This window comes from Paenibacillus sp. FSL F4-0100, assembly GCF_037993005.1.
Taxonomy (GTDB): domain Bacteria; phylum Bacillota; class Bacilli; order Paenibacillales; family Paenibacillaceae; genus Paenibacillus_AQ.
The window spans coordinates 4,840,538-4,861,583 of record NZ_CP150303.1 but is presented as its reverse complement, the minus strand read 5'-3'; the positions used below and the strand labels follow the sequence as shown (position 1 = coordinate 4,861,583).

Here is a 21,046-nt window from a genome sequence, read left to right as displayed (position 1 = left end):
AACAGCAAGGAGCAGTGTTAGCAAGATATCAGTGTCATCGAATGGGGGCTTGGTCTCCCTGGTTGTCGGGAAGGAGAATGAACGGTGTCCATGAGTGCGCTGTGCCTATTGTATCTGAGCTTGATTTTTGTGTTTTCGGGAGTGTCGAAACTGTTGTCGTTAGCGGATTTCAGGACGACAATCGAACGATTGCAGCTGCCTGCAGGTCGCTTACCGATTGTACCTGTTCTCATTTGCGCCGTTGAGATCGCAGCTGGGGCAGGTTTATTGTTTTCCTGGAGCAGAATACTTGCGCAAATCGCGATTTTTATTTTGCTGGCGGGGTTCGGCTACGCTGTTTACCAAGCCAGGGTCGTGCAGAAACAGGAGATAACGTGCAGTTGCTTCGGCTCATGGTCTAATGAGACCCTCGGCAGGAATACGGTTGTTAAAGTTGCATGCTTAGGTTTATTAAATGCGCTAATTTGGCTTTTTTCAGAACCCGTGAATCCACTCAGTATGCCGGTCCAAGAGGCGGTTCTCACCTTGCTGTCCTCCGTCGGGATTGCCGCTATTTCGTTAATCGCATTGAATGTTTATACTCTTGATTCCATACAGGCGAGGGGAGAATAAAATCTATGGATTTGATTACAACTGTACTCGTGATTCAATATGGCTTGATATTCAGTTTGGCCTTCTTCGTCATGAAGCTGCATCGGCATGTTCGAGAGTTGAAGTTGAGGCCGCAGGCAGCCGTAAGCGGTGATGAGGAACCGACCGTTCCGAAGGAGGGACTAGAGCTCGGCATGCAGATTCCCCGAACAACCTATGTGAGCATGAACGGGGACCCCCTTAATCTGTATGACGATAAGTCCAAAATCCTCCTGTTCACGATGAATCATTGCAATGCATGCAAGGAAACATACGGAGCCATCAAAACGTTCATGACATCGCATCCGGAACTTCCGATTACGTTGTTTCTGTACGCCCAGGATGCCGAGGAGGCTGCTGAAATGGCCAGTGCCAACGGATTAACGGATTTGCAGGTGGTCTGGGCTGATCGGGCTTTGATCGATTCGTTTAAGGTGAACCGGTTTCCGTTGGCGTTCTATTTATCTGAGGAGCAGATCGTGATCAACAAAAGCGTAACCAATTACTTGCATCATTTTGAACAAATGATCAAGCAGCTGCCGCAGGCAAAACCTTCAGCCCTTAACAAATCGGCTTAATGACGAAGGAGGCTCAAGGTTGTACAACATGAAATATGCAAACCTGATGTTTGAGGTTATGAAGCAGGTGTACCATGTCTCACCACGCATGTTTACTAGATCTACGATGATATATTTACTCCAAGCTTTTCTACCTGTAGCACAGATTTACGTTACAGCTCAAGTCATAAACACCATTACCGGCGTTCTGACCCGGGGCGAAGCTCCAATCAACGCATTATATTGGCTGGTTCTTCAACTGATGGCTATGCTGATTGGCATTGTGCTGGCTTCCCTTCAAAAGTATACCGAGCGAAAGATGAATGCTTATGTCTCCTTCTGGTTTAACCTTCAGGTATCTGAGAAGTTAAGCAAGCTTCCGTTCGTATTCTTTGAATCTCCAGAAAGCTATGACAAGCTGCAGCGGGCTCTGCGCAATCTGAATATATGCGGTATTAACATGGTGTTCTACATGTTCTCGATTGCACAGAGCGTCATTACGCTGGTCGGTTTGCTCATTCTATTGTTTAGCTTTCATTACATATTGCCTATTGTCATGCTGCTTCTGATCATACCACTGCTGATCATCCAGAAGAAAGAGGGCACTTCCCGATTCGTGGTGATCCATCAGCAGACCGCTTCATCCAGGATGGCGGCGTATATGAACCAGCTGCTGCAGACGAAGGAAGCGGCCAAGGAAATCCGGCTGTTTCATGCTAAAGACTACTTATTGAACAAATGGCGGGGCATCTATTTCAAGAATACGTATGAAATGCTGGGCGTCGAACGGAAAAATATGAAGAATCGCCTGATCGTGGAATCGGCCGTCACGATTTTTTCTTTTAGTATTTTAGCTGTATTCATATGGATCGGTTCCCGCGTCAAACTAACCATTGGCAGCTATGTCGCGCTCTATCAAGCGGTACAGGACACACGTTATTCCATACAAAACATCAGTCAGAACATCGGGCAAATCTATCATGATGGCTTGTTCATCCACGAACTGTTTGAATTTCTGGATACGCCGGTTCCGCAAACGGATCAAGCCCTGCCGATGGACACGCCTTTACGGGAAGGAATCGATGTGGAAGGCGTAACGTTTCGATATCCGAATCAGGAACAACCTGTTCTTGAGGATTTGACGATTCGCATCAAGCCCGGAGAGAAGGTCGCGATTGTCGGCGAGAACGGTGCGGGGAAGAGCACCCTCGTTAAAGTTATGCTGGGACTGTATGAACCGACGCATGGCGTCGTGCGTTATGACGGCGTCCCGATACAGGATTATGATCCTGCGAGCTTTCGCAGTAGAGTAACGGCGGTCTTTCAAGATTTTTACCGATATGAATTGACCCTTGAGGCCAACATAGCGCTGCAGGAGATTGATCCGGATGATCGTCAAGCGCATCGTCAATTGAACGATGCCATGGAAAAGGCATCGATGACCTCACTTGCGGATTCGCTGCAGGATGGTGTTACAACCCAGCTTGGAACGCGTTTCTCGGGAGGGCGTGAACTGTCTCAGGGCCAATGGCAGAAGGTAGCGATCGCCCGGGCGTTCTATCGGGATTTCGAAGTGATTTATCTGGACGAGCCGACAGCAGCTGTAGACCCGTTGACGGAATCCGCCATCTTCGAGAATCTGATGTCCATGACCGATGGCAAAACTGCCATATTCATATCCCACCGATTGGGGAGCTGCAGACATGCGGACCGCATTCTCGTTCTCAAGGATGGGAGAATCGTCGAAGAGGGAAGACATGAGGAGTTAATTGAGCAGGGTGCCCACTATGCCGAGATGTTCAACAAGCAGGCTCAATGGTATCGGTAGAATCGTACCTTAAGTTGAAGATTTCGAATGGGGACAGGAGCGGATCAAGAACTATTCTTGGTCCGCGTTTTGTGTTTCGTTCGAGATGAAGAGATAACAAGCAGAGAACAGGGGAGACGGAACATACAGGTACCGCTTGGATTATGCATAATAAGAGGAATTTTGTTCCTGAATTCCGAATTAAATAAGGATATAACCGACTCGACTGGAGGCAAAAATATGAAACATTAATCCCCATCACCTACCGTAAGGTCAGTAAGATAAGTCAGGGGGACTATATATGATCATGGATAAAAAAACATGGATTGTGGAAGCAAGCATTTCGGATATGCAGCAGGCGATGGCAAAGGGTTGGATGACTTCTGTACAGCTGGTTCAATTGTATCTGGAGCGGATCGGGTTATACGATGGAATTCTCCGTTCGGTTCTTGAAGTGAACCCTGAAGCGCTGCAAATTGCCGGGGAGTTGGATCGGGAGCGCAAAGACCAGGGAGCAAGAGGATTGCTGCACGGGATTCCCATCCTGCTCAAAGACAATATCGATACCGGGGATCGGCTGCATACGAGCGCCGGCTCCATCGCCCTTGCGGATTTGTTTGCCACGAAAGACTCTTTTATTGCAGCTAAGCTGCGTAAGGCGGGTGCTGTTATTTTGGGTAAGAGCAATATGACCGAGTGGGCGAATTTCATGTCATCGACGATGTGGGCCGGATACTCATCAAGACATGGACTTACGTTAAATCCATACGGCCCTGGCGAAATGTTCATTGGAGGTTCAAGCTCAGGCTCCGGTGCTGCGGTGGCGGCGAATTTGGCTGCAGCGGCCATCGGGACGGAAACATCCGGATCGATTATCAGCCCTTCCAGCCAGAACAGTCTGGTTGGCATTAAGCCGACGATCGGACTGGTAAGCCGGTCAGGTATTATACCCATCACCCATACGCAGGATACGGCCGGTCCGATGACCAGAACGGTGGAAGATGCCGCAATTCTGCTTAGCGCGATCGCGGGAACCGATGATTTGGACGAAGTGACCATGATCGATCCCCAAAAAAGGGTGGAGGACTACACGAAGTTTCTGGATTCGAGTTATTTGAAGAAAGCTCGAATCGGGATTCCCCGATACTACTATAAGCACCTGGATCGGGATAGACTAAATATTGTAGAGTCCGCCATTGAAGTGCTGCGGGATCAAGGAGCCACTATTATTGATCCGGTGGAGCTGCCTTGCCAGGATACCAAGTGGGATGCCAATGTCCTTCGCTATGAGTTCAAGAAATATGTCAATGATTATTTGGCGAACCTAGACGCGTCTCTGCCGGTTCATTCGTTGGCTGAAGTTATCGCTTATAATGAGGCACACGCCGATGCTGCCTTGAAATATGGACAGGGGACATTGATTTGGGCCGAGGAGACGAGCGGTACGCTAACCGAAGCAGAGTATCTTGAGAGCAAGCAGAAGAATAAAGAAATGGCGGGAACGAGAGGGATTGACCATGTTCTGCAGACATATCAGCTGGACGCCCTGCTGTTTCTGGGTAATGAATATGGACCAGATTTGGCTGCCCGGGCAGGGTATCCATCGGTTACCGTTCCCGGCGGTTATGCCGAGAATGGCGTCATTGCACCTGGAGGCTATATTACGAAGGGACCACAGGGCATTACGTTCATCGGGACGGCATATAGCGAGCCCGTACTGATCCAATTAGCTTACGGCTTTGAGCAGGCTACCCAGCATCGGGTTCCACCAAAGCTTTCATCCCAGTCATCAGAGTAAAAGAGAGGTGAAGTTCCATCATGCCGCGTAATTTGGAGTATGTTCCTTACGGTTACGAGCCCCCGAAGCCGACAACCAAAGGGACCTTAATATTCTACGATCTCTTCGAGCAGATCCAGAAGGATTTGGAGCAGGCTGCTGCCATTTTAGAAGAACGGTCATTTGTAAAATTGGTGCTGTATCCGCTGCATGAAGAGACGGCCAGGCGGATGTTCAAGGAGCCGGTTAGCCCTTATTACAAGCGGGAGAAACAGCTTCAGGAATGGATAGAGGAGCATGAAGGATCATCGGTTGTGATTGAACCCTTCGAGTCGAAACGGAAAAAATACACGCCGATCGATACCGCGCTTCGTCATCTGGTAGAGAAATTCGGAAGTCCCCATTTTCTTATACTGACACCTGAGATGGCCAATGTGTTTGCATCTTTTTCTTCATTCGAGGAATGGATTGTGAAGCTGAGGCTCATCCTCTTGTCCGAGCCGCCGCAGCTTCATCCGCGATTGGAGAAATTTCGCCATCGTTGGGATATCGCGGGGGAGAAGCGGGAAGATCACTAGGGTATAAAAAATGCCCGGCTGTAGATTCGCCTACAGTCGGGCATTTTTTATTGTGTAGTAACATTCATATAAAATGAAAAGGACTGCGCCCCAGGGGAACAGTCCTATGTTAATCCGTATGCAGACCATTAAATCTCATCGATTCAGGTCCCTACGCGGGTAAGTTTACTAATGATCTTGCGCACGCTTTCTCCAGACAGGAAGTAGGTCCGTTCCAATTCCTCAATGGACCGTCCTTTGCAGTAAGCGCGATACATTTCTTTATTTCGACTTTCGATGCGTTGTTTGGAACCGCTTAACTCTCCCCAGCCGGCTCTTTGCTCGCTCTGTTTCGGTATGTAGAGTAATTCTCCATCTATATACTGTTGAATTTGCTGCAGCAGCTCGGGGGGAAGCACTTCTCTTCCGTTCTTGTAATGGCCCATCGATGCCCTCCTCTTTCTGTATACATATTTAAGCTATCGTTGAGTTTCAAAACAATTGCATTGATCATGCTTGCCCTCCTCCTTTCGTGATATTGGTTTTTTTGGGTTTTTAGATTTTTGGATTTAAAAATAGATATAGGGAGCCCGCAGCGGGCTCCCATTTAACGGATATTCGCTTTACGCGAATACCACCTCACGGATCTGAATCATTGCAATCAGCCTCCTTTCAGCTCATTTCGTCGGCCCCGACTTCTATATTAAGCCATATGTAGGTGGAAATTTGCAAGAGATAAAACAATATTAATTGTTTTTTACCAAAATTCATGGGGTGAATGATCTGTGAAAAGCCGAAGGGCTCATAGGGGATTTTGATGGTGTGTGACAGGATTATATAATATAGTTACTTCAGAATGCAAAAAAAAAGAAGGAGCTTTCGTGTATGTCCAATCACGATCCGCATATTCAGGAGTTAATTACGCTGAAAACGATCGCAGAAACGTTGAACGAGTCCAATGAGCTTGCTCCCATGTTGGACGTTGTTATTGCCAAGCTGCTGGAGCTAACGGGACTTACGACCGGCTGGCTGTTCCTGGTGGAAGATCGGGGAACGCATGAATTCGTAGCCAGCCGGAATTTGCCGCCTGCCCTGAGCCGGGATGATAACGAACCCATGAGATGCGGCAGCTGCTGGTGCCTGGAGCGTTACGATGACGGACGTCTGAAAAATGCAGTGAACATTTTGAATTGCAAACGACTGGATAACGCCGTTCGGTATCAATGGGGGGATACAGAGGGCATAACCCACCATGCAACCGTTCCACTTCGATCCGGCAGCCGCAGGTTCGGCGTACTGAATGTGGCTGCACCCGGGAAGCTGCATTTTACCAAAGAGGAACTGGCACTGCTGGAATCGGTAGCCTACCAAATCGGCAGCGCCATTGAGCGCATGCGGCTGTACGCAGCTGAGCAGCGCCGCGCGGATTTGTTTGCCCGGCTTGGGGAATATAGCAGTGCTCTCGGTGCTTATGCTTCCCAGGCGGTTAACCGGGCCGAATTAACGAAGCAAGTCATGAGTTTAATGGGACGTTACTTTGACTGGCCGGTCGCCGCATTACTGGAGCCTATCGGTAACGATATGACACTGCGTGCCCTATATAGCGGAGGTCAGACAACGCTGCCCCATGCTCAATTTCCACTTCCTGAAACCGCACGAACCCGTTCTGGCAAGGGAAAGGTCTCTGCGGATCCGGTCAGTACCGAAGACGCACAGCGGCTTGCGGATTTATTGGTTGAACAGGGATGGATAGCCTCCATCACCCGAGCGGTTGCGGTTCCGCTGGCGGCTGCGGAAGATACCTCTTTTGGACTGCTTTTGATAGGCTACGATCATTATGGGGGTGCGTATCGGGCGGATATGGAGGTGCTCGAGGCACTGGCTGAACATATCGGCATGACCCTTCAGCGCATCCGTCTGGAGGAGAACCGACGGGAGCTCGCAAGAATGGATGAAAGAAATCGTCTAGCCCGAGACCTGCACGACTCGGTAAGTCAAACCCTGTTCTCGTTAGTCATGATGTCCAAGGGGGTGGGGGGAATGCTTGCCGCGGAGCAGCATGAGCGGAAAAGCATGCTGCAGGACACCATCCATGATATACAGTTCTTATCACAAAGCGCGCTTAAGGAAATGCGGGAACTGATCATGCAGCTTCGCCCACCCGGACTTGAAGAAGGGCTTATGACAGGCCTTAAACAATACGGCGAACGATTGAAGCTTCATGTAAGTTCACATACCAGCGGAATACAGGACCTGCCCCGGATCGTGGAAGAAGCCTTGTGGAGGATCGGTCAAGAGGCGCTGAACAATGTAAGCAAGCATGCAGATACGAAGGAAGTAACGGTCGCATTAACTCTACAGGAAAATGAAGTTGAACTTCGGATCGAAGATCATGGCCGCGGGATTACCAAGCAACGATTGAACGAGCTGACACGGCATTCGATTGGGTTGTCGAGCATGCGGGAACGAGCCGAATCGCTCGGAGGACAATTCCGTCTATTCAGTGTGTACAGAGAGGGAACTATCATTGAGGTTTCGCTGCCCTTAAGGGTGAGATCAACAGAGAAGGGGGATAACGGATGATACGATTGTTGATCGCTGACGATCATGCCATGGTACGCCGGGGATTGCAGGTTTTTCTGGCTACGCAGCCGGATATCGAGATGGTTGGTGAAGCCGTGAATGGCGAGGAGACGTTGGAAACGGCCAAACATCTAAATCCCGATGTCGTATTAATGGATCTGAATATGCCAATCCTCAATGGAATTGATACGACCGCACGGTTAAAAAAGGAACAGCCTCATATTAAAGTCATCGTGCTGACCTCGTTTATCGATTATGACCATGTTCTGCCAGCCATTCGGGCAGGCGCACGCGGCTATCTTCTTAAGGATATTGAGCCTGAGGATCTGGTGGCTGCCATCAGGCGCGTGTATGAAGGCCAAGTTGAACTGCATCCGGATGCGGCAGGGCTGCTCATGACGCATGTTACATCGCCGGCGGGAGCAGATGAGACCAGCGGGTCCGGCCATCAGGAACAGGCAGCACAGTTGGATAAACTAACCCGCCGGGAGCAGGAGGTACTGCAGCTGATTGCATCGGGCATGAACAACAGGGAAATCAGCGAAGCGCTTTACATCACCGAGAAGACGGTTAAAACCCATGTCAGCCATCTGCTCGATAAGCTGGGGGTTGCCGACCGGACACAGGCGGCCATTTATGCACTCAAGCATGGAATCGTATAAGGATTGCTGTATTTAGCGTACATAACGATCATATCTAAGACTATAGTTGTAGAAGCTCTCAGCCGAAGGCATGAGAGCTTTTGCTCGTAAAATCACTCTAAATGTTGACGATTTCCATGGCTTGCCTCCTCTACAATGGACTTAACAAAACATTCGATATCCATAAGGGAGGCAGTACCATGAAGATTGTGATTATAGCTGGCAGCAATAGTAAGGAAGCAACAAGCACCGTTCTGGCTAAAGCCTTGGAAGCCCAAATGAATACGTTGTTTGTGGAGGTGAAGCTGTTTAACTTGTATGAGACACAGCTCCCGTTCTATTCACCAGACGACATATTCAACCGCCATGCTGGCGTGCGCGAACTGCAGCGTCTGTTAATGGAAGCGGATGGAATTATATTGACGACACCGGAGTACCACGGAGGAATGAGTGGAGTTTTGAAGAACGCCTTGGATCATTTGGGACAGATGCATTTCTCAGGTAAACCGGTGTTATCGGTAAGCTCGGCGGGAGGGGCGGTCGGTGTGAGTTCACTGCAGCAAATGCAAGCTACCATACGCAATTTGCACGGAATTAATAGTCCGGAATGGATCTCCATTGGCGGTTCTCAGCGGACCATTTACGAATCCGAAGCGGCAGAAGGCACGATTGTGCTGGATTATCGGGCTAAAGAGGCGCTATCCATCTTTATGGAGCTGGTAAAGAAGGTCAGCGGTAAAGAGGAGGTTGAAACCTCATGATCACTCATTTTGCCGGATTGAAATTAAAAACGGTCTCCATTCAGGGTGTGAAACAATTTTACAACGGACTGCTTCATTTCCCGATTGCAAGCGAAAGCGAGGTTGAGATCGTATTCCAGCCTACACCGGATTTCACACTCGCTTTTGAAGAAGCGTATGAATCTATAGCTCCTGCCCATATCGCGTTTGAAGTGCCTTATTCCCAGTTTGAATCCATGATCCAGAAGCTCGCAGTGCAGATGCCTTTATTGAAATGGCCTGATGGTGAAGTGGTTGAGCGGTTTGATTCCGGCGTGAATGTGTACTTCAAGGATGGCGATGGAAACTTGCTTGAGTTTATCGCGCACGATGATCTGAAGGAAGGGGTACTGGCGCCGAACGGCACCTATGGCGTCCTGTATTTGCGGGAGGTGGGATTACCTGTGGAGGATCCGATTGCCGCAAGATTATGGATGCAGAAGACGCTCGGTTTAACGATCGCCAAGGAGTCGGAGCAATTCGCTTTTGTCATTGGAGGAACAGCCCATGCCGTTGTTGTATCAACAAAGCGCAAATGGATTCCGATTTCGATGTATGCGCTGGCACCATCCCTGGAGATAACTTATGGAGTAACCGACGAACGGTTCCTGGACCGGGTTCGATCCACTCTGGATCGGCGGATGATGGTTTCGGATACCGAGGATGGTTTGCATTTTAGAATGTATGGTTACAGCATCCGACTAAAGATCACAAGCTTTCCTAAAGACATTGCAGCCAGGCTGAATCTGCCAAGTGCAATTGAAGGGAAGGAGGTGAATTCGGCCATTAGTGACCGGTATTTGGAGGATGGTCTTACAGCCTTGAGCCGCGGCGGCGAGATTGGCTGGTTTGAAGGACATGTTGGCGGAGCGTATTTGGCGGCTTATTACATGCAGAAGGAGTTTGATCTGCCGCAAGATGTACTGCAGGGGTTGGCTTCCAATTGCTGGCACTTGCGCAGTCAGCATGAAGATTGGTTCGAACCCTATCCTCCCGAACCTGCGCAGCCTGAATTAATGAATCGATTTATTGAAGGACTGCTGCCTAACCTGACGAATCTGAGTACCTCCGGACACGGGGTAACCCTGGCCGTCTTGGGACTGAAAGCATTGCGTGAGCGTCCGGACTTACTGACGCCGTCTATCGTGCGAGGTTTACTTAAGCTGATGGAAGATGCAGCAGTTGAACACAAGCTTGCCAGGTATTACGGAATTGATGATTATACGAAACTGGATCGATCGGAGATCTCACTCTCGGAAATACCGCCGTACCGGAATGCATCCGATCTGGCCATTCGTGCTTTATCCGAGTTGGATCATGTGCTGCCGGATCAACACGTTGAAGGGAAGTACTACTTTTTTGCAGGTGAGCTTGAGCATGGCATTACCCACGCCCACGCATTGATTGAGCTGGAACGGCTCGGTTATGCCCAGCTTGCTAAGCTTGGTCAAAACAATCACCGGCTGCAAATAAAACTCAACCGTTTAAAGCCACAAGCGCTATCGAATCAGAGAGTTGAGGCTGCAGATGAAGCTTCGATTACGGATTCGGCCTATTGGAGTAAACGGTATGAAGATCCCCATGCCATCAAAGTGCCTTATGCCGCACTGACTCTGCTCCAATATGCGCCGCCTGAACAAAGAGAATATATGGAGCGCGATGTGTGTAAGCTGCTCTCGTTGATGAAGTAGGACAAAGGACATTTTGACAGTGGTAAAATATGGTGATAGGCTAAAAATTAGTTGTCAATAATAGAATGTAATGTGCTAAGAAGGCATAGAACTGGAGGGTATCATGAAAGTAGCAATCGTTGTAGGAAGCATTAGAAAAGAGTCGTACAATATGAAACTGGCGGAATATTTGAAGCAGCGGTACTCGGATCAGATCACGTTTGAAATCTTGGGGCTTCGCGATCTTCCGTTTTACGATCAAGACATTGAATTGGATCCGCCTGCGGTCGTCAAGGATTTCAAGGAGCGGATAGCAGCCGCTGATGCGGTATTGTGGATTACGCCGGAGTATAATTACTCCATACCGGGCGTGCTCAAGAACGCGCTCGATTGGTTATCGCGCGTTGATAAGGTCATGAACGGGAAGCCTTCATGGATTATGGGGGCGTCGATGGGACAGCTTGGAACGGTTCGCGCTCAAGAGCATCTCCGGGATATTCTGTTTTCTGTCGGCATTACTTCGCCGCTGCTTCCGAACAATGAAGTATACATCGGCGCGGTACACGAGAAGATGGATGAGGCTGGCAAGTTAATCCATGAGCCAACCATCGGTTTCCTCGATATTGTGGTGAACAATTTCATTACATGGATGAACACCCGCAAATAAATATGAAGTCATGGAGCCCTTTGGCAGTTGCTTGCCAAAGGGCTTTTCCTGTATATTCACCTCGTAACACGATAGAACCTAAGCAAATGGGATTTGCTTATGAACGGGGGAGGCTTTGATTGTATACGATTCTTATTGTGGATGACGAACCGATTGTAAGGGAAGGGATTCGAAACCAGATTCAGTGGGCGGACCATGGCTTTGAATGCATCGGAGGTTGTGAGAACGGCAGGGATGCATTGGAGGCTGTCACCCGCCAACCACCTGATGTGGTGTTAACGGACATCAACATGCCGTACATGGATGGCCTGGAATTGTCCCGCCATATTACGGAACGTTTTCCTAAGACGAAGATCATCATTCTGACCGGGTTTGACGATTTCGAATATGCCCAGCAGGCGGTGAAGCTGCAGGTCACGGATTTTATTATGAAACCGGTTACCTCGGCGGAATTAAGGGAGATGCTTGATAAACTTAAGCTGGAGATGGATGAGGAACACGGACGTACGGAGCACTTGAAGAGGCTCAAATATCAGTTGAATGAGAGCTTGGTCTTGCTTAAGGAACGATTTCTCGAACGACTGGCGTCATCGCCGATGAAGCGATCCGAGATCGAGAGCAAGCTGATTTACTTTGATATTCCGCTTCCGGGGCCGCTTTATATCGCAATAGCAGTGGATAGGGATGAGCTTCGTTCGGATGAACAGCACGTCGATAATGAGCTGTATGCTTTTGCCTTATACAATATCATGCAGGAATTATTGGCGGGTGAGCCCGGTGCAGCCGTTTTTCGGTACAAGGAGAACAAGGTTATGGCCATTCTGTCGGGCTTTGGCGAGGAGGAGCTGCACGCTCGGGCGCAGGAGCTGGCGGAGGGAATTCGCGGATCTACGAAACAGTTCATGAAATTCACGGTCACGCTGGGCATCGGAACGATTTGCCGTGAGCTTCAGGACATCCGATATTCCTGCAGGGCTTCGGAGGCTGCATTGGAATACCGGCTCCTGATCGGCCGCGATCAGGTGGTCCATATCACGGATCTTGAAAAGCGGGGGGACGCTCCTCTCCTGGATGGGATCGAAACCGAGTCAGCGCTAATCTCCGCGATCCGGGCCGGTACGGACTCCGAAGTGAAGACGTGCATCCGGCGGTTGATCAGCGAACTTGGAAGCGCTTCAATTTCGATCGAGCTCTGTTATGTGCGGATCGTACGAGTGATGCTTGCGGTTCTTCAAACTTTGATGGAAATCGGCTGCAATGAGAACGAGTTGATCGGCAAAGAGAAAAGTCTGCTATCCGATCTACATTCTTTTCGGTCCTTGGATGAGATTGAGCATTGGTTAAACGAGGTGTGCGAGCAGGCGCTAAGGGACGTTGCCAAGACGAGAAAGGACTTGACCCGCTCCCAGATGCTGGAGGCGGTCGATTTCATCCAACGACATTACGAGGATCCGGAGTTATCGATTAAGACCGTGTGCAGCCGGATCTTCATAAGCACGAGTTACTTCAGCGCTCTGTTCAAAACGCATACCGGGAGAACCTTCGTTGAATACGTAACGGAAGTCCGTATGGAAAAAGCAAAGGAACTGCTGAAGCATTCCTCGATGAAAACCTATGAAATTGCGGCAAAGACCGGTTATCAGGATCCACAATATTTTAGCGTGCTATTTAAGAAACATACCGGAGATACCCCGACCGAGTACCGAAATAAAATGGTGTCAGACGAGGTAAGGCCATGAAGGCACCGCAGCGAATCAAAACCATTCAGTCCCGCATTGCCAGCTCCTTCGTGATGTTAGTGCTGTTTACGGCGCTGCTGCTGATCTTCATCTCCTATCGGCTGTCCGAATCGGCTGTTCGCGAAACGGCGGAGAGTTATACCTCCGAGCTGATCAATCAAGTGAATGCAAATATCCAAACCTACATTACGGGCATGAAGGACATCTCGCTCGCAGCGATGAACAATCCGAACGTCAGAGAATATCTGGCCTCGGCCGATGAACTGCAGCCTGCGGAACTGGCTATATTGAAAGCGAAGATATCGGAATATTTCCACTCGATTCGGGTTTCGCGCAAAGATATTGCGTCGATTAATATTTTTGGAGCCGGCGACACCTTTATCTCCGATCGGGCGGACGCCGAACTGAATCCCTATATTGCGTTATCGGAGCAGCCCTGGTATCGGCAGGCGAAGGAAAACAAGGGACAGACAGTGATCTCCTCGTCCCATGTACAGCCGGTCATCAAGGGAGAGTACCGCTGGGTCGTATCACTGAGCCGCGAGCTCAGAGGCGTGAATCCTTCGAATGGGCTGGGCATTCTGTTGATCGATCTCAACTTCAAGGTGATTAACGATATGCTCAGCAAGCTGGATCTGGGGAACCGGGGTTACGTGTTTGTGATTGACCGTCAAGGCCGGATTGTGTATCACCCGCAGCAGCAGCTGCTCTACAGCAATTTGAAGACGGAGAGATTAGAGCAGGTCATTTCGGACAAGCAAGGGGGATTTGTCGTGAAGGAGGGCGGGGCAAGCCGGATATACAGCATCAAGGATACGGATTTCGGCTGGAAAATCGTTGGCGTTTTTTATGAGAATGAGCTGGTGGACAATAAGAAGCAAATGCAGCTTTCTTTTGCCATAGCGGGGTTGTTATGTCTTGGCGTGGGCGTGCTGTTCTCCGTTGTCATCTCCCGGAACCTGACGCGTCCCATCAAGAAACTCCAAGAGAAAATGATGGAAGTGGAGAAGGGGAATTTCGATATCCGGGTTCCCGTGGGGCATTCCAGGGAAATCTCCGGCCTGGCCCGCAGCTTCAACGTGATGGTGCTGAAGGTTAAGGAATTGATGGATCAGATCGTGGTAGAGCAGGAAATTAAGAGGAAAAGCGAGCTGAATGCCCTGCAAGCCCAAATCAATCCCCATTTTCTCTATAATACGCTGGATTCCATCATATGGATGGCCGAGAGCAAGAAGCATGATGAGGTGATTCTGATGACATCGGCTTTAGCAAGGTTGTTTCGAGCTTCGCTCAGCAAAGGGAGGGAGATGATACCGATTGCTACCGAGGTGGAACATATAACGAATTATTTAAAAATACAACAAATGCGATACCAGGACAAAATCCGTTTTGCCCTGGATATCGATCGCGAACTTTACCCGTATCTGACATTGAAGGTGCTGCTGCAGCCGCTGGTGGAGAATGCCATTTATCATGGCATCAAGAACAAGGAAGGTCCGGGAACGATCACGATTACAGGGAAGTTTCAACATAACCGGATCGAGTTTCAAGTCAGGGATGACGGCATCGGCATGGATCAGTCCAAGGTTGAGACTCTGCTAACGTCCAAAGAAGGCAACCCATCGAGAAACAGCGTTGGGATTGCGAACGTCCACCAGCGGATTCAGTTATATTTTGGAGCGGAATATGGCCTTAGCTATACGAGCGAGCCCGGATCGGGGACATGCGTAAAGGTGCTCATTCCAGCTGTTCATCCGGAGGAATGGCGGAGCTTGGAGGGGGATGTGCCATGAAGTCGTACATGAGACTGCGATATATTTTACTGCTGCTGATTTCGGTGCTAATCCTGGGTTATGTCGCCTTTCAATGGTCCAAGGCAGAGCCTGGTGCCAAGAAGATCATCGTGGGTGTTAAAGCACTGGATGAAATTGAATTCTGGCGGGTACTGATTGAAGGGGTGAACACGGCTTCTCGTGAATTCGGTGTGGATGTCTCGGTGGTAGGACCCACCCAGGAAATCGAAGTGGACTTGCAGATCCAATTGCTGGAGGAAGCCATCAAACAGAAGCCGGATGCGATTGTCATGGCCGCCGGAGATTATAACCGCCTTGTTCCCGTAGCAGAGTCCATTCGTAAGGCTGACATCCCGCTAATTATGATTGATTCCGCCGTTAACGGTGATTATGCGCAGAGCTTGATCGCGACCGACAATGTGAATGCTGGACAGAAGGCAGGCAGAGATCTCTCTTCATTACTCCCGGCAGATGCCAAGGTTGCTATCGTCAGTTTCGTACAGGGGACCTCGACGCAGATCGAGAGGGAACAAGGGGTCCGAAGTATTTTGGAGTCGCGCAGCGGCACGGAAATTGTGGGCACTTACTATAGCGAAGGCAAGGAGGAGAGAGCCTATGAAATCACGAAGAAGCTGCTGCTGGAGAGGCCTGACCTGAATGGAATCGTGGGACTGAATGAGCCTTCTACGGTGGGGGCAGGCAGAGCGATTCGAGAACTGGGGCTGGGGGGCAAGGTCAAGCTGGTCGGATTCGATAGCTCGGTGAAGGAAGTCAAGCTGCTCGAAGAGGGAGTCCTGCAAGCCACGATCGTTCAGAAACCCTTCAACATCGGCTATTTAGGCATCAAAACAGCCGTATCCATCATCGAAGGAGACAAGGTGTCACGCAACGTGTACACCGATTCCGTAGTCATCAACAAAGACAATATGTATACCGAGGAGAACCAGAAGCTGCTCTTTCCCTTTGTGGAAGAGTAGCTTCTTCCTTTATGGGGTCCTGTTAACAGATCATAGATTATTCAACATCGATCAGAGAATATTCCATTCCTCCGCAAGGGGAACGCTTTGTACAATGATTCATAAAAGGTGCCAGCTTGAGAGGTGAGGGGTTTTGAGCGAAGTATTGATACAGATGGAAGGAATCACGAAGGGATTTCCGGGCGTGCTTGCATTAAATAACTGCCGATTTGAACTGCTGCGCGGTGAGGTTCATGCGCTTATGGGTGAGAACGGTGCTGGCAAATCAACCATGATGAAAATCTTGACCGGCGTATACCAGAAGGATGCAGGAACGATCACGTACAAGGGGCAGCCCGTGGAGTTAACGAATCCGAAAGCGGCACAAGACGTGGGGATCAGCATGATCCATCAGGAATTGAACTTGGCGCCCGATCTGACAGTTGCTCAGAATATATTCATCGGGCGGGAGCCGCGGCGAAAGCTCCGATTGTTTCTGGATGAGCATGCGCTAAACCGACAAGTGAAGGAACTGTTCGAGCGGATGGGACTGGACATGGACCCATCCATCAAGGTTTCGGAACTAACGGTTGCCAAGCAGCAGATGGTGGAGATTGCCAAGGCATTGTCTTATAGCGCCGACGTGCTGGTCATGGATGAGCCTACTGCGGCTTTAAGCGAAACCGAGATTGAGGATTTATTCCGCATCATTCGCCAGCTTCGCGAAGGCGGAGTTGGAATCGTTTACATTTCCCACCGGATGGATGAGATCAAGCGAATTACGGATCGCATTACGGTCATGCGTGACGGACAGTACATCGATACGGTATCCACAGCTGAAGTTACCACTCAGGACATTATTTCCAAGATGGTTGGCCGGCAAATCTACGAGACCTCGAAGCCGGAGAGGAGCGCAGGTGAACGTGAGACGGTATTGGAGGTTAAAGGACTGAATCAAGGTCGAACTTTGAAGGACATTAACTTCACTCTGAAAAAGGGAGAAATCCTTGGCATTGCAGGGCTGGTTGGCGCGGGGCGGACCGAGCTTGCCCGGGCGATCTTCGGTGCCGACCGCATTCAATCCGGCGAGATCCACGTTCATGGCCGCAAGATAACGATCAAGGGCCCCCACGATGCGGTGCGGCAAGGGATCGGCTATCTATCCGAGGATCGTAAGCGCTATGGATGCGTCGTCGATCTGGATGTGAAGAGCAATGTGGCTATTGCGTCATACGGTAACTTCGTGCGTCCCGGGGGCTGGATGAGTACGGCCAGGATTCGCGAGCAGGCAGAGGAAATAGTATCGCGATTGAAGGTCAAAACACCACATGTGGACCAGGAAGTAAAGTACCTCTCTGGCGGCAATCAGCAGAAAGTCGTCATCGGCAAATGGCTGACCCGCGATTGCGACATTCTGATCTTCGACGAACCGACGCGCGGGATCGATGTAGGGGCCAAGAGCGAAATCTACCGTTTGCTGAACGATCTTACGGCACAGGGCAAATCGATCATCATGATCTCGTCGGAGCTGCCTGAAATCCTTCGAATGAGTCATCGGATTCTCGTGATGTGTGAAGGCCGGATTACAGGCGAGCTGGAACATGAAGAGGCGACCCAAGAAAGCATTATGCATCTGGCTACAGTGAGAATGTAAGCCGTTATCCATACACGTCAGGAGGAATAAGCAGATGAACATTCAAATCAAATCGGGTGCGCTGCAGCAAGTGCTGGCTCTAGCCAGCTTGGTCGTTCTCATTCTATTCTTTACGTTCTCATCCAGCAATTTCTTCCAGTTCTCCAATATCGTGGGCATCCTTCTCTCGACCGCGGTAATTGGCGTGCTGGCCTTGGGATCCACCTTTGTCATCATTACCGGCGGCATTGATCTGTCCGTCGGGACGGTCATGACGCTGAGCGGTGTTATGACCGGCGTATGCATCACCTTCTGGGGATTACCGGTACCTGTCGGCATCCTTGGCGGCATCTTAACGGGGGCGCTGTGCGGGCTTCTGTCCGGAACGGCGGTGGCGAAGATGAAGATCCCGCCTTTTATCGCAACGCTGGCGATGATGATGATTGCCAAAGGACTGGCACTGATTATCTCCGGAGCCAAGCCGGTCTATTTCAACGACGCGGAAAGCTTTGCCGAGGTGTCCCAAGGCAGTGTGCTGGGCTGGTTGATACCGGGCCTTGATATTCCGAATGCGGTCGTTATTTTCTTCATTGCGGCGGTTGTGGGTTACCTCATCTTATCGAAGACCATTATCGGCCGGTATAACTTTGCACTGGGCAGCAACGAGGAGGCGACCCGATTGTCCGGCGTCCATGTGGGCTTCTGGAAAATCGTCATTTACACCCTAACCGGCGCTTTTACCGGCCTGGCCGGTGTCATGATGGCATCGAGGCTGAACTCGGCCAATCCGGCCCTGGGTGCCGGGTATGAGCTGGAAGCCATTGCGGCGGTCGTGATCGGGGGAACTTCGCTCAGCGGGGGGAAGGGGACCATCATCGGTACCGTGATCGGAGCTTTGATCATGAGTGTGCTGACGAATGGATTACGCATTCTGTCCGTGCCGCAGGAGTGGCAAACCGTTGTCGTAGGGTTCGTTATCATACTCGCGGTGTATGCGGATATTTTGCGCAGACGCAAAGCGTAAGCCCTCTGTTAGAGCTGCGTTCCGCGCTAAGTTAGCCGAATGTTAACGGGTTAGAAGCTTCCTTGGATGGAAGTTCTATAGATGTACTATTTTGATAAACAAGGGGAGATGAAGATTATGAAAAAGCTATCCGTATTGGCTCTGATTCTCATGCTGACTGCAAGTATGCTGGCGGCTTGCGGTTCATCGAGCAATAACGCTGCCGGAGGAACCGACAGTCCAAGCGAGGGCGGATCGGGTTCAGGTTCCAGTTCTGCAGCCGAAGGAGAAATCTACATCCCGATCATTTCCAAAGGCTTTCAGCACCAATTCTGGCAGGCGGTAAAAGCCGGTGCTGAGCAAGCTGGGGAAGAGCTTGGCGTAAAGATTACCTTTGAAGGACCGGAGACGGAATCCCAGGTGGATAAGCAGATCGAAATGCTGCAGGCTGCACTTGATAAGAAACCAAGCGCGATCGGCTTTGCCGCATTGGATAGCCAGGCCTCCATACCTTATCTGAAAAAAGCCCAGGAAAACAACATCCCTGTCATCGCCTTCGATTCGGGCGTGGAAAGCGACATTCCGGTCACGACGGCATCGACGGACAATATGGCTGCATCCGCGCTTGCGGCAGACAAAATGGCGGAGCTCATCGGAAATGAAGGCAAAATCGCGATGGTGGTCCATGACCAGACCAGCGTAACGGGGGTTAGCCGCCGCGACGGCTTTAAGAAGCAGATCGAAGAGAAGTACCCGAATATCGAAATCGTTGACATCCAGTATGGAGGCGGGGATCACCTGAAATCGACAGACCTGGCCAAGGCGATGATGCAGGCGCATCCGGATTTGAAAGGGATATTCGGGGCGAATGAAGGTTCTGCGGTTGGCGTCATTAACGCAGTAACGGAGATGAAAAAGGAAGGTCAGATCATCGTGGTCGGATTCGATTCCGGAAAAGCACAGATTGACGCAATCAAGAACGGGACAATGGCGGGAGCCATCACGCAAAATCCGGTCGGCATCGGATACGAGACGGTAAAAGCCGCTGTGGCGGCCATCAAAGGGGAGAAAGTTGAACCACAGATCGATACGGGATTCTACTGGTACGACAAAAACAATATCGATAGCGACGAGATCAAAGCCGTGATTTACGAGTAAGATGAAATGAAGGGGAGCCCTATATGGGGCTCCCCTAAACGTGACATCCGCTTACGCAGATGCCACCTCCATATTCTGAATCAATTCGTTCAGCCTCCCTTCCGATCATTTTGTCCGGCCTGACAACTATATTTAACCACAGCCGGATGTCAGTCGAAAGTGAACAAACAGGCTTAATTGTTTTTTACCAGGAAGTCTCGTCATGAATGCTACCGAGTATATGTTAACGGATTTTCCCCTCATCCCAAATCCGTTTCCAAATCTCTTGGGCGGTCTCCTCAGGAGAAAAATCGGAGGTATCCAGCCACAGGCCGATCCTTGGCGTTTCGATAGTCAACCGCCGGTTCAGCTCGTGGATGGTCCATACCCCGTAGCCTTTTTTGTCACGTATCTGCTCTCGTGCGCTAATGGCATTCTCGGATGGGTTTAACACAACGACGAAAACAGGAAGGCCGTTTAGCATTTCGGTTATTTGGTGCAGCGCCGGGCCGAGAATGACGTCCTGCAGAACGACATGAAAACCGGCTTCAGCATAGGTTCTGGCAGCGGAGGCGGATAGCTGATACCGTAATGCGAGCTGCCTCTCCGCCTCAAGCGAAGCATCCGGAAGCATTTCTTCTCTGCCCCTGACTATCATTTTCCGAAACGAGTCCCCTCGCAAATGGACCCCGCGTTCAAACTTCTCCGCTAGCAGCTGGGCTATCGTCGACTTACCAGAGGCCATGACGCCAGTGACGACGATAACGGCTGGTTGACGTAAATATGACATCGCGTTTCCTCCAATTTTATAGGATTGCAAATGAAGGGGAGCCCTATATGGGGCTCCCCTAAACGTGACACCCGCTTATGCGGATGCCACCTCCATATTCTGAATCAATTCGTTCAGCCTCCTTTCCGATCATTTTGTCCGGCCTGACAATTATATTAAACCACAGCCGGATGTCAGTCGAAAGTGAACAAACTAGCTTAATTGTTTTTTACCAGCCGCATTGAGACAGCATGCTTAACAGAAAAAAATGAAGCAACTAACCCTTTGTCCCTCCATATTACTTACTTCCACGTAAGTATCTCACTTATAAGTACGTACTTCCGTAAT

The 21,046-nt window shown here is 50.1% G+C and carries 18 protein-coding genes; 16 read left to right on the top strand and 2 right to left on the bottom strand.

The genetic code is table 11. The annotated features are described in order from the left end of the window. Positions 1-90: 90 nt before the first annotated feature. The 5 genes from MHH48_RS21805 (at position 91) to MHH48_RS21785 (ending at position 5,349) form a co-directional block, all read left to right on the top strand. On the top strand, positions 91-612 hold the full coding sequence (locus MHH48_RS21805) for a MauE/DoxX family redox-associated membrane protein (protein ID WP_256720502.1): 522 nt from the start codon (positions 91-93) through the stop codon (positions 610-612). A gap of 5 nt (positions 613-617) precedes the next feature. Next, positions 618-1,208 carry a hypothetical protein gene (locus tag MHH48_RS21800; protein WP_076321989.1) on the top strand — a complete coding sequence of 197 codons (591 nt, stop codon included), beginning with the start codon at positions 618-620 and terminating at the stop codon, positions 1,206-1,208. A gap of 28 nt (positions 1,209-1,236) precedes the next feature. Beyond that, the gene (locus tag MHH48_RS21795) at positions 1,237-3,015 is read left to right on the top strand and encodes an ABC transporter ATP-binding protein (RefSeq protein ID WP_076322191.1); all 1,779 of its coding nucleotides are present in this window, start codon (positions 1,237-1,239) and stop codon (positions 3,013-3,015) included. A gap of 280 nt (positions 3,016-3,295) precedes the next feature. Next, the gene (locus tag MHH48_RS21790; RefSeq protein ID WP_076321988.1) at positions 3,296-4,792 is read left to right on the top strand and encodes an amidase family protein; all 1,497 of its coding nucleotides are present in this window, start codon (positions 3,296-3,298) and stop codon (positions 4,790-4,792) included. 20 nt (positions 4,793-4,812) lie between these two features. After that, positions 4,813-5,349 (top strand): hypothetical protein, encoded by a 537-nt coding sequence (locus MHH48_RS21785; protein ID WP_076321987.1) that lies wholly within the window; start codon positions 4,813-4,815, stop codon positions 5,347-5,349. 143 nt (positions 5,350-5,492) lie between these two features. Here MHH48_RS21785 and MHH48_RS21780 read toward each other — a convergent pair whose 3' ends face one another. Next, complete coding sequence (locus MHH48_RS21780) at positions 5,493-5,774, bottom strand: CD3324 family protein (RefSeq protein ID WP_006211013.1); 282 nt, start codon at positions 5,772-5,774, stop codon at positions 5,493-5,495. Positions 5,775-6,213: 439 nt separating this feature from the next. On the opposite strand from MHH48_RS21780, the gene MHH48_RS21775 reads away from it, so the two are divergent. From MHH48_RS21775 to MHH48_RS21725, 11 genes are all read left to right on the top strand, one after another. Beyond that, positions 6,214-7,911: a GAF domain-containing sensor histidine kinase gene (locus MHH48_RS21775; protein ID WP_076321986.1), complete on the top strand. Its 1,698-nt coding sequence runs from the start codon at positions 6,214-6,216 to the stop codon at positions 7,909-7,911. Then, positions 7,908-8,573, top strand: coding sequence for a response regulator transcription factor (locus tag MHH48_RS21770; RefSeq protein ID WP_076321985.1), 666 nt, complete (start codon positions 7,908-7,910; stop codon positions 8,571-8,573). Before MHH48_RS21775 ends, MHH48_RS21770 begins: the two co-directional genes overlap by 4 nt. A gap of 179 nt (positions 8,574-8,752) precedes the next feature. Next, on the top strand, positions 8,753-9,313 hold the full coding sequence (locus tag MHH48_RS21765; RefSeq protein ID WP_076321984.1) for an NADPH-dependent FMN reductase: 561 nt from the start codon (positions 8,753-8,755) through the stop codon (positions 9,311-9,313). Continuing rightward, positions 9,310-11,022 carry a hypothetical protein gene (locus tag MHH48_RS21760; RefSeq protein WP_076321983.1) on the top strand — a complete coding sequence of 571 codons (1,713 nt, stop codon included), beginning with the start codon at positions 9,310-9,312 and terminating at the stop codon, positions 11,020-11,022. The genes MHH48_RS21765 and MHH48_RS21760 overlap by 4 nt, the downstream gene beginning before the upstream one ends. 103 nt (positions 11,023-11,125) lie before the next feature. After that, positions 11,126-11,668: an NAD(P)H-dependent oxidoreductase gene (locus MHH48_RS21755; protein ID WP_076321982.1), complete on the top strand. Its 543-nt coding sequence runs from the start codon at positions 11,126-11,128 to the stop codon at positions 11,666-11,668. Positions 11,669-11,787: 119 nt separating this feature from the next. After that, positions 11,788-13,407 carry a response regulator transcription factor gene (locus tag MHH48_RS21750; RefSeq protein ID WP_076321981.1) on the top strand — a complete coding sequence of 540 codons (1,620 nt, stop codon included), beginning with the start codon at positions 11,788-11,790 and terminating at the stop codon, positions 13,405-13,407. Further along, complete coding sequence (locus MHH48_RS21745; RefSeq protein ID WP_076321980.1) at positions 13,404-15,200, top strand: sensor histidine kinase; 1,797 nt, start codon at positions 13,404-13,406, stop codon at positions 15,198-15,200. Before MHH48_RS21750 ends, MHH48_RS21745 begins: the two co-directional genes overlap by 4 nt. Continuing rightward, the gene (locus tag MHH48_RS21740; RefSeq protein ID WP_076321979.1) at positions 15,197-16,177 is read left to right on the top strand and encodes a substrate-binding domain-containing protein; all 981 of its coding nucleotides are present in this window, start codon (positions 15,197-15,199) and stop codon (positions 16,175-16,177) included. Before MHH48_RS21745 ends, MHH48_RS21740 begins: the two co-directional genes overlap by 4 nt. A 133-nt stretch (positions 16,178-16,310) precedes the next feature. Next, positions 16,311-17,810 carry a sugar ABC transporter ATP-binding protein gene (locus MHH48_RS21735; RefSeq protein WP_076321978.1) on the top strand — a complete coding sequence of 500 codons (1,500 nt, stop codon included), beginning with the start codon at positions 16,311-16,313 and terminating at the stop codon, positions 17,808-17,810. Positions 17,811-17,844: 34 nt separating this feature from the next. After that, positions 17,845-18,813, top strand: a complete 969-nt coding sequence (locus MHH48_RS21730) for an ABC transporter permease (protein WP_076321977.1) — start codon at positions 17,845-17,847, stop codon at positions 18,811-18,813. A gap of 108 nt (positions 18,814-18,921) precedes the next feature. Then, positions 18,922-19,950 (top strand): ABC transporter substrate-binding protein, encoded by a 1,029-nt coding sequence (locus MHH48_RS21725; RefSeq protein WP_076322190.1) that lies wholly within the window; start codon positions 18,922-18,924, stop codon positions 19,948-19,950. 223 nt (positions 19,951-20,173) lie between these two features. Here the strand turns inward: MHH48_RS21725 and MHH48_RS21720 are convergent, their stop codons facing one another. Beyond that, positions 20,174-20,719, bottom strand: coding sequence for an AAA family ATPase (locus MHH48_RS21720; RefSeq protein ID WP_076321976.1), 546 nt, complete (start codon positions 20,717-20,719; stop codon positions 20,174-20,176). Positions 20,720-21,046 lie beyond the last annotated feature (327 nt).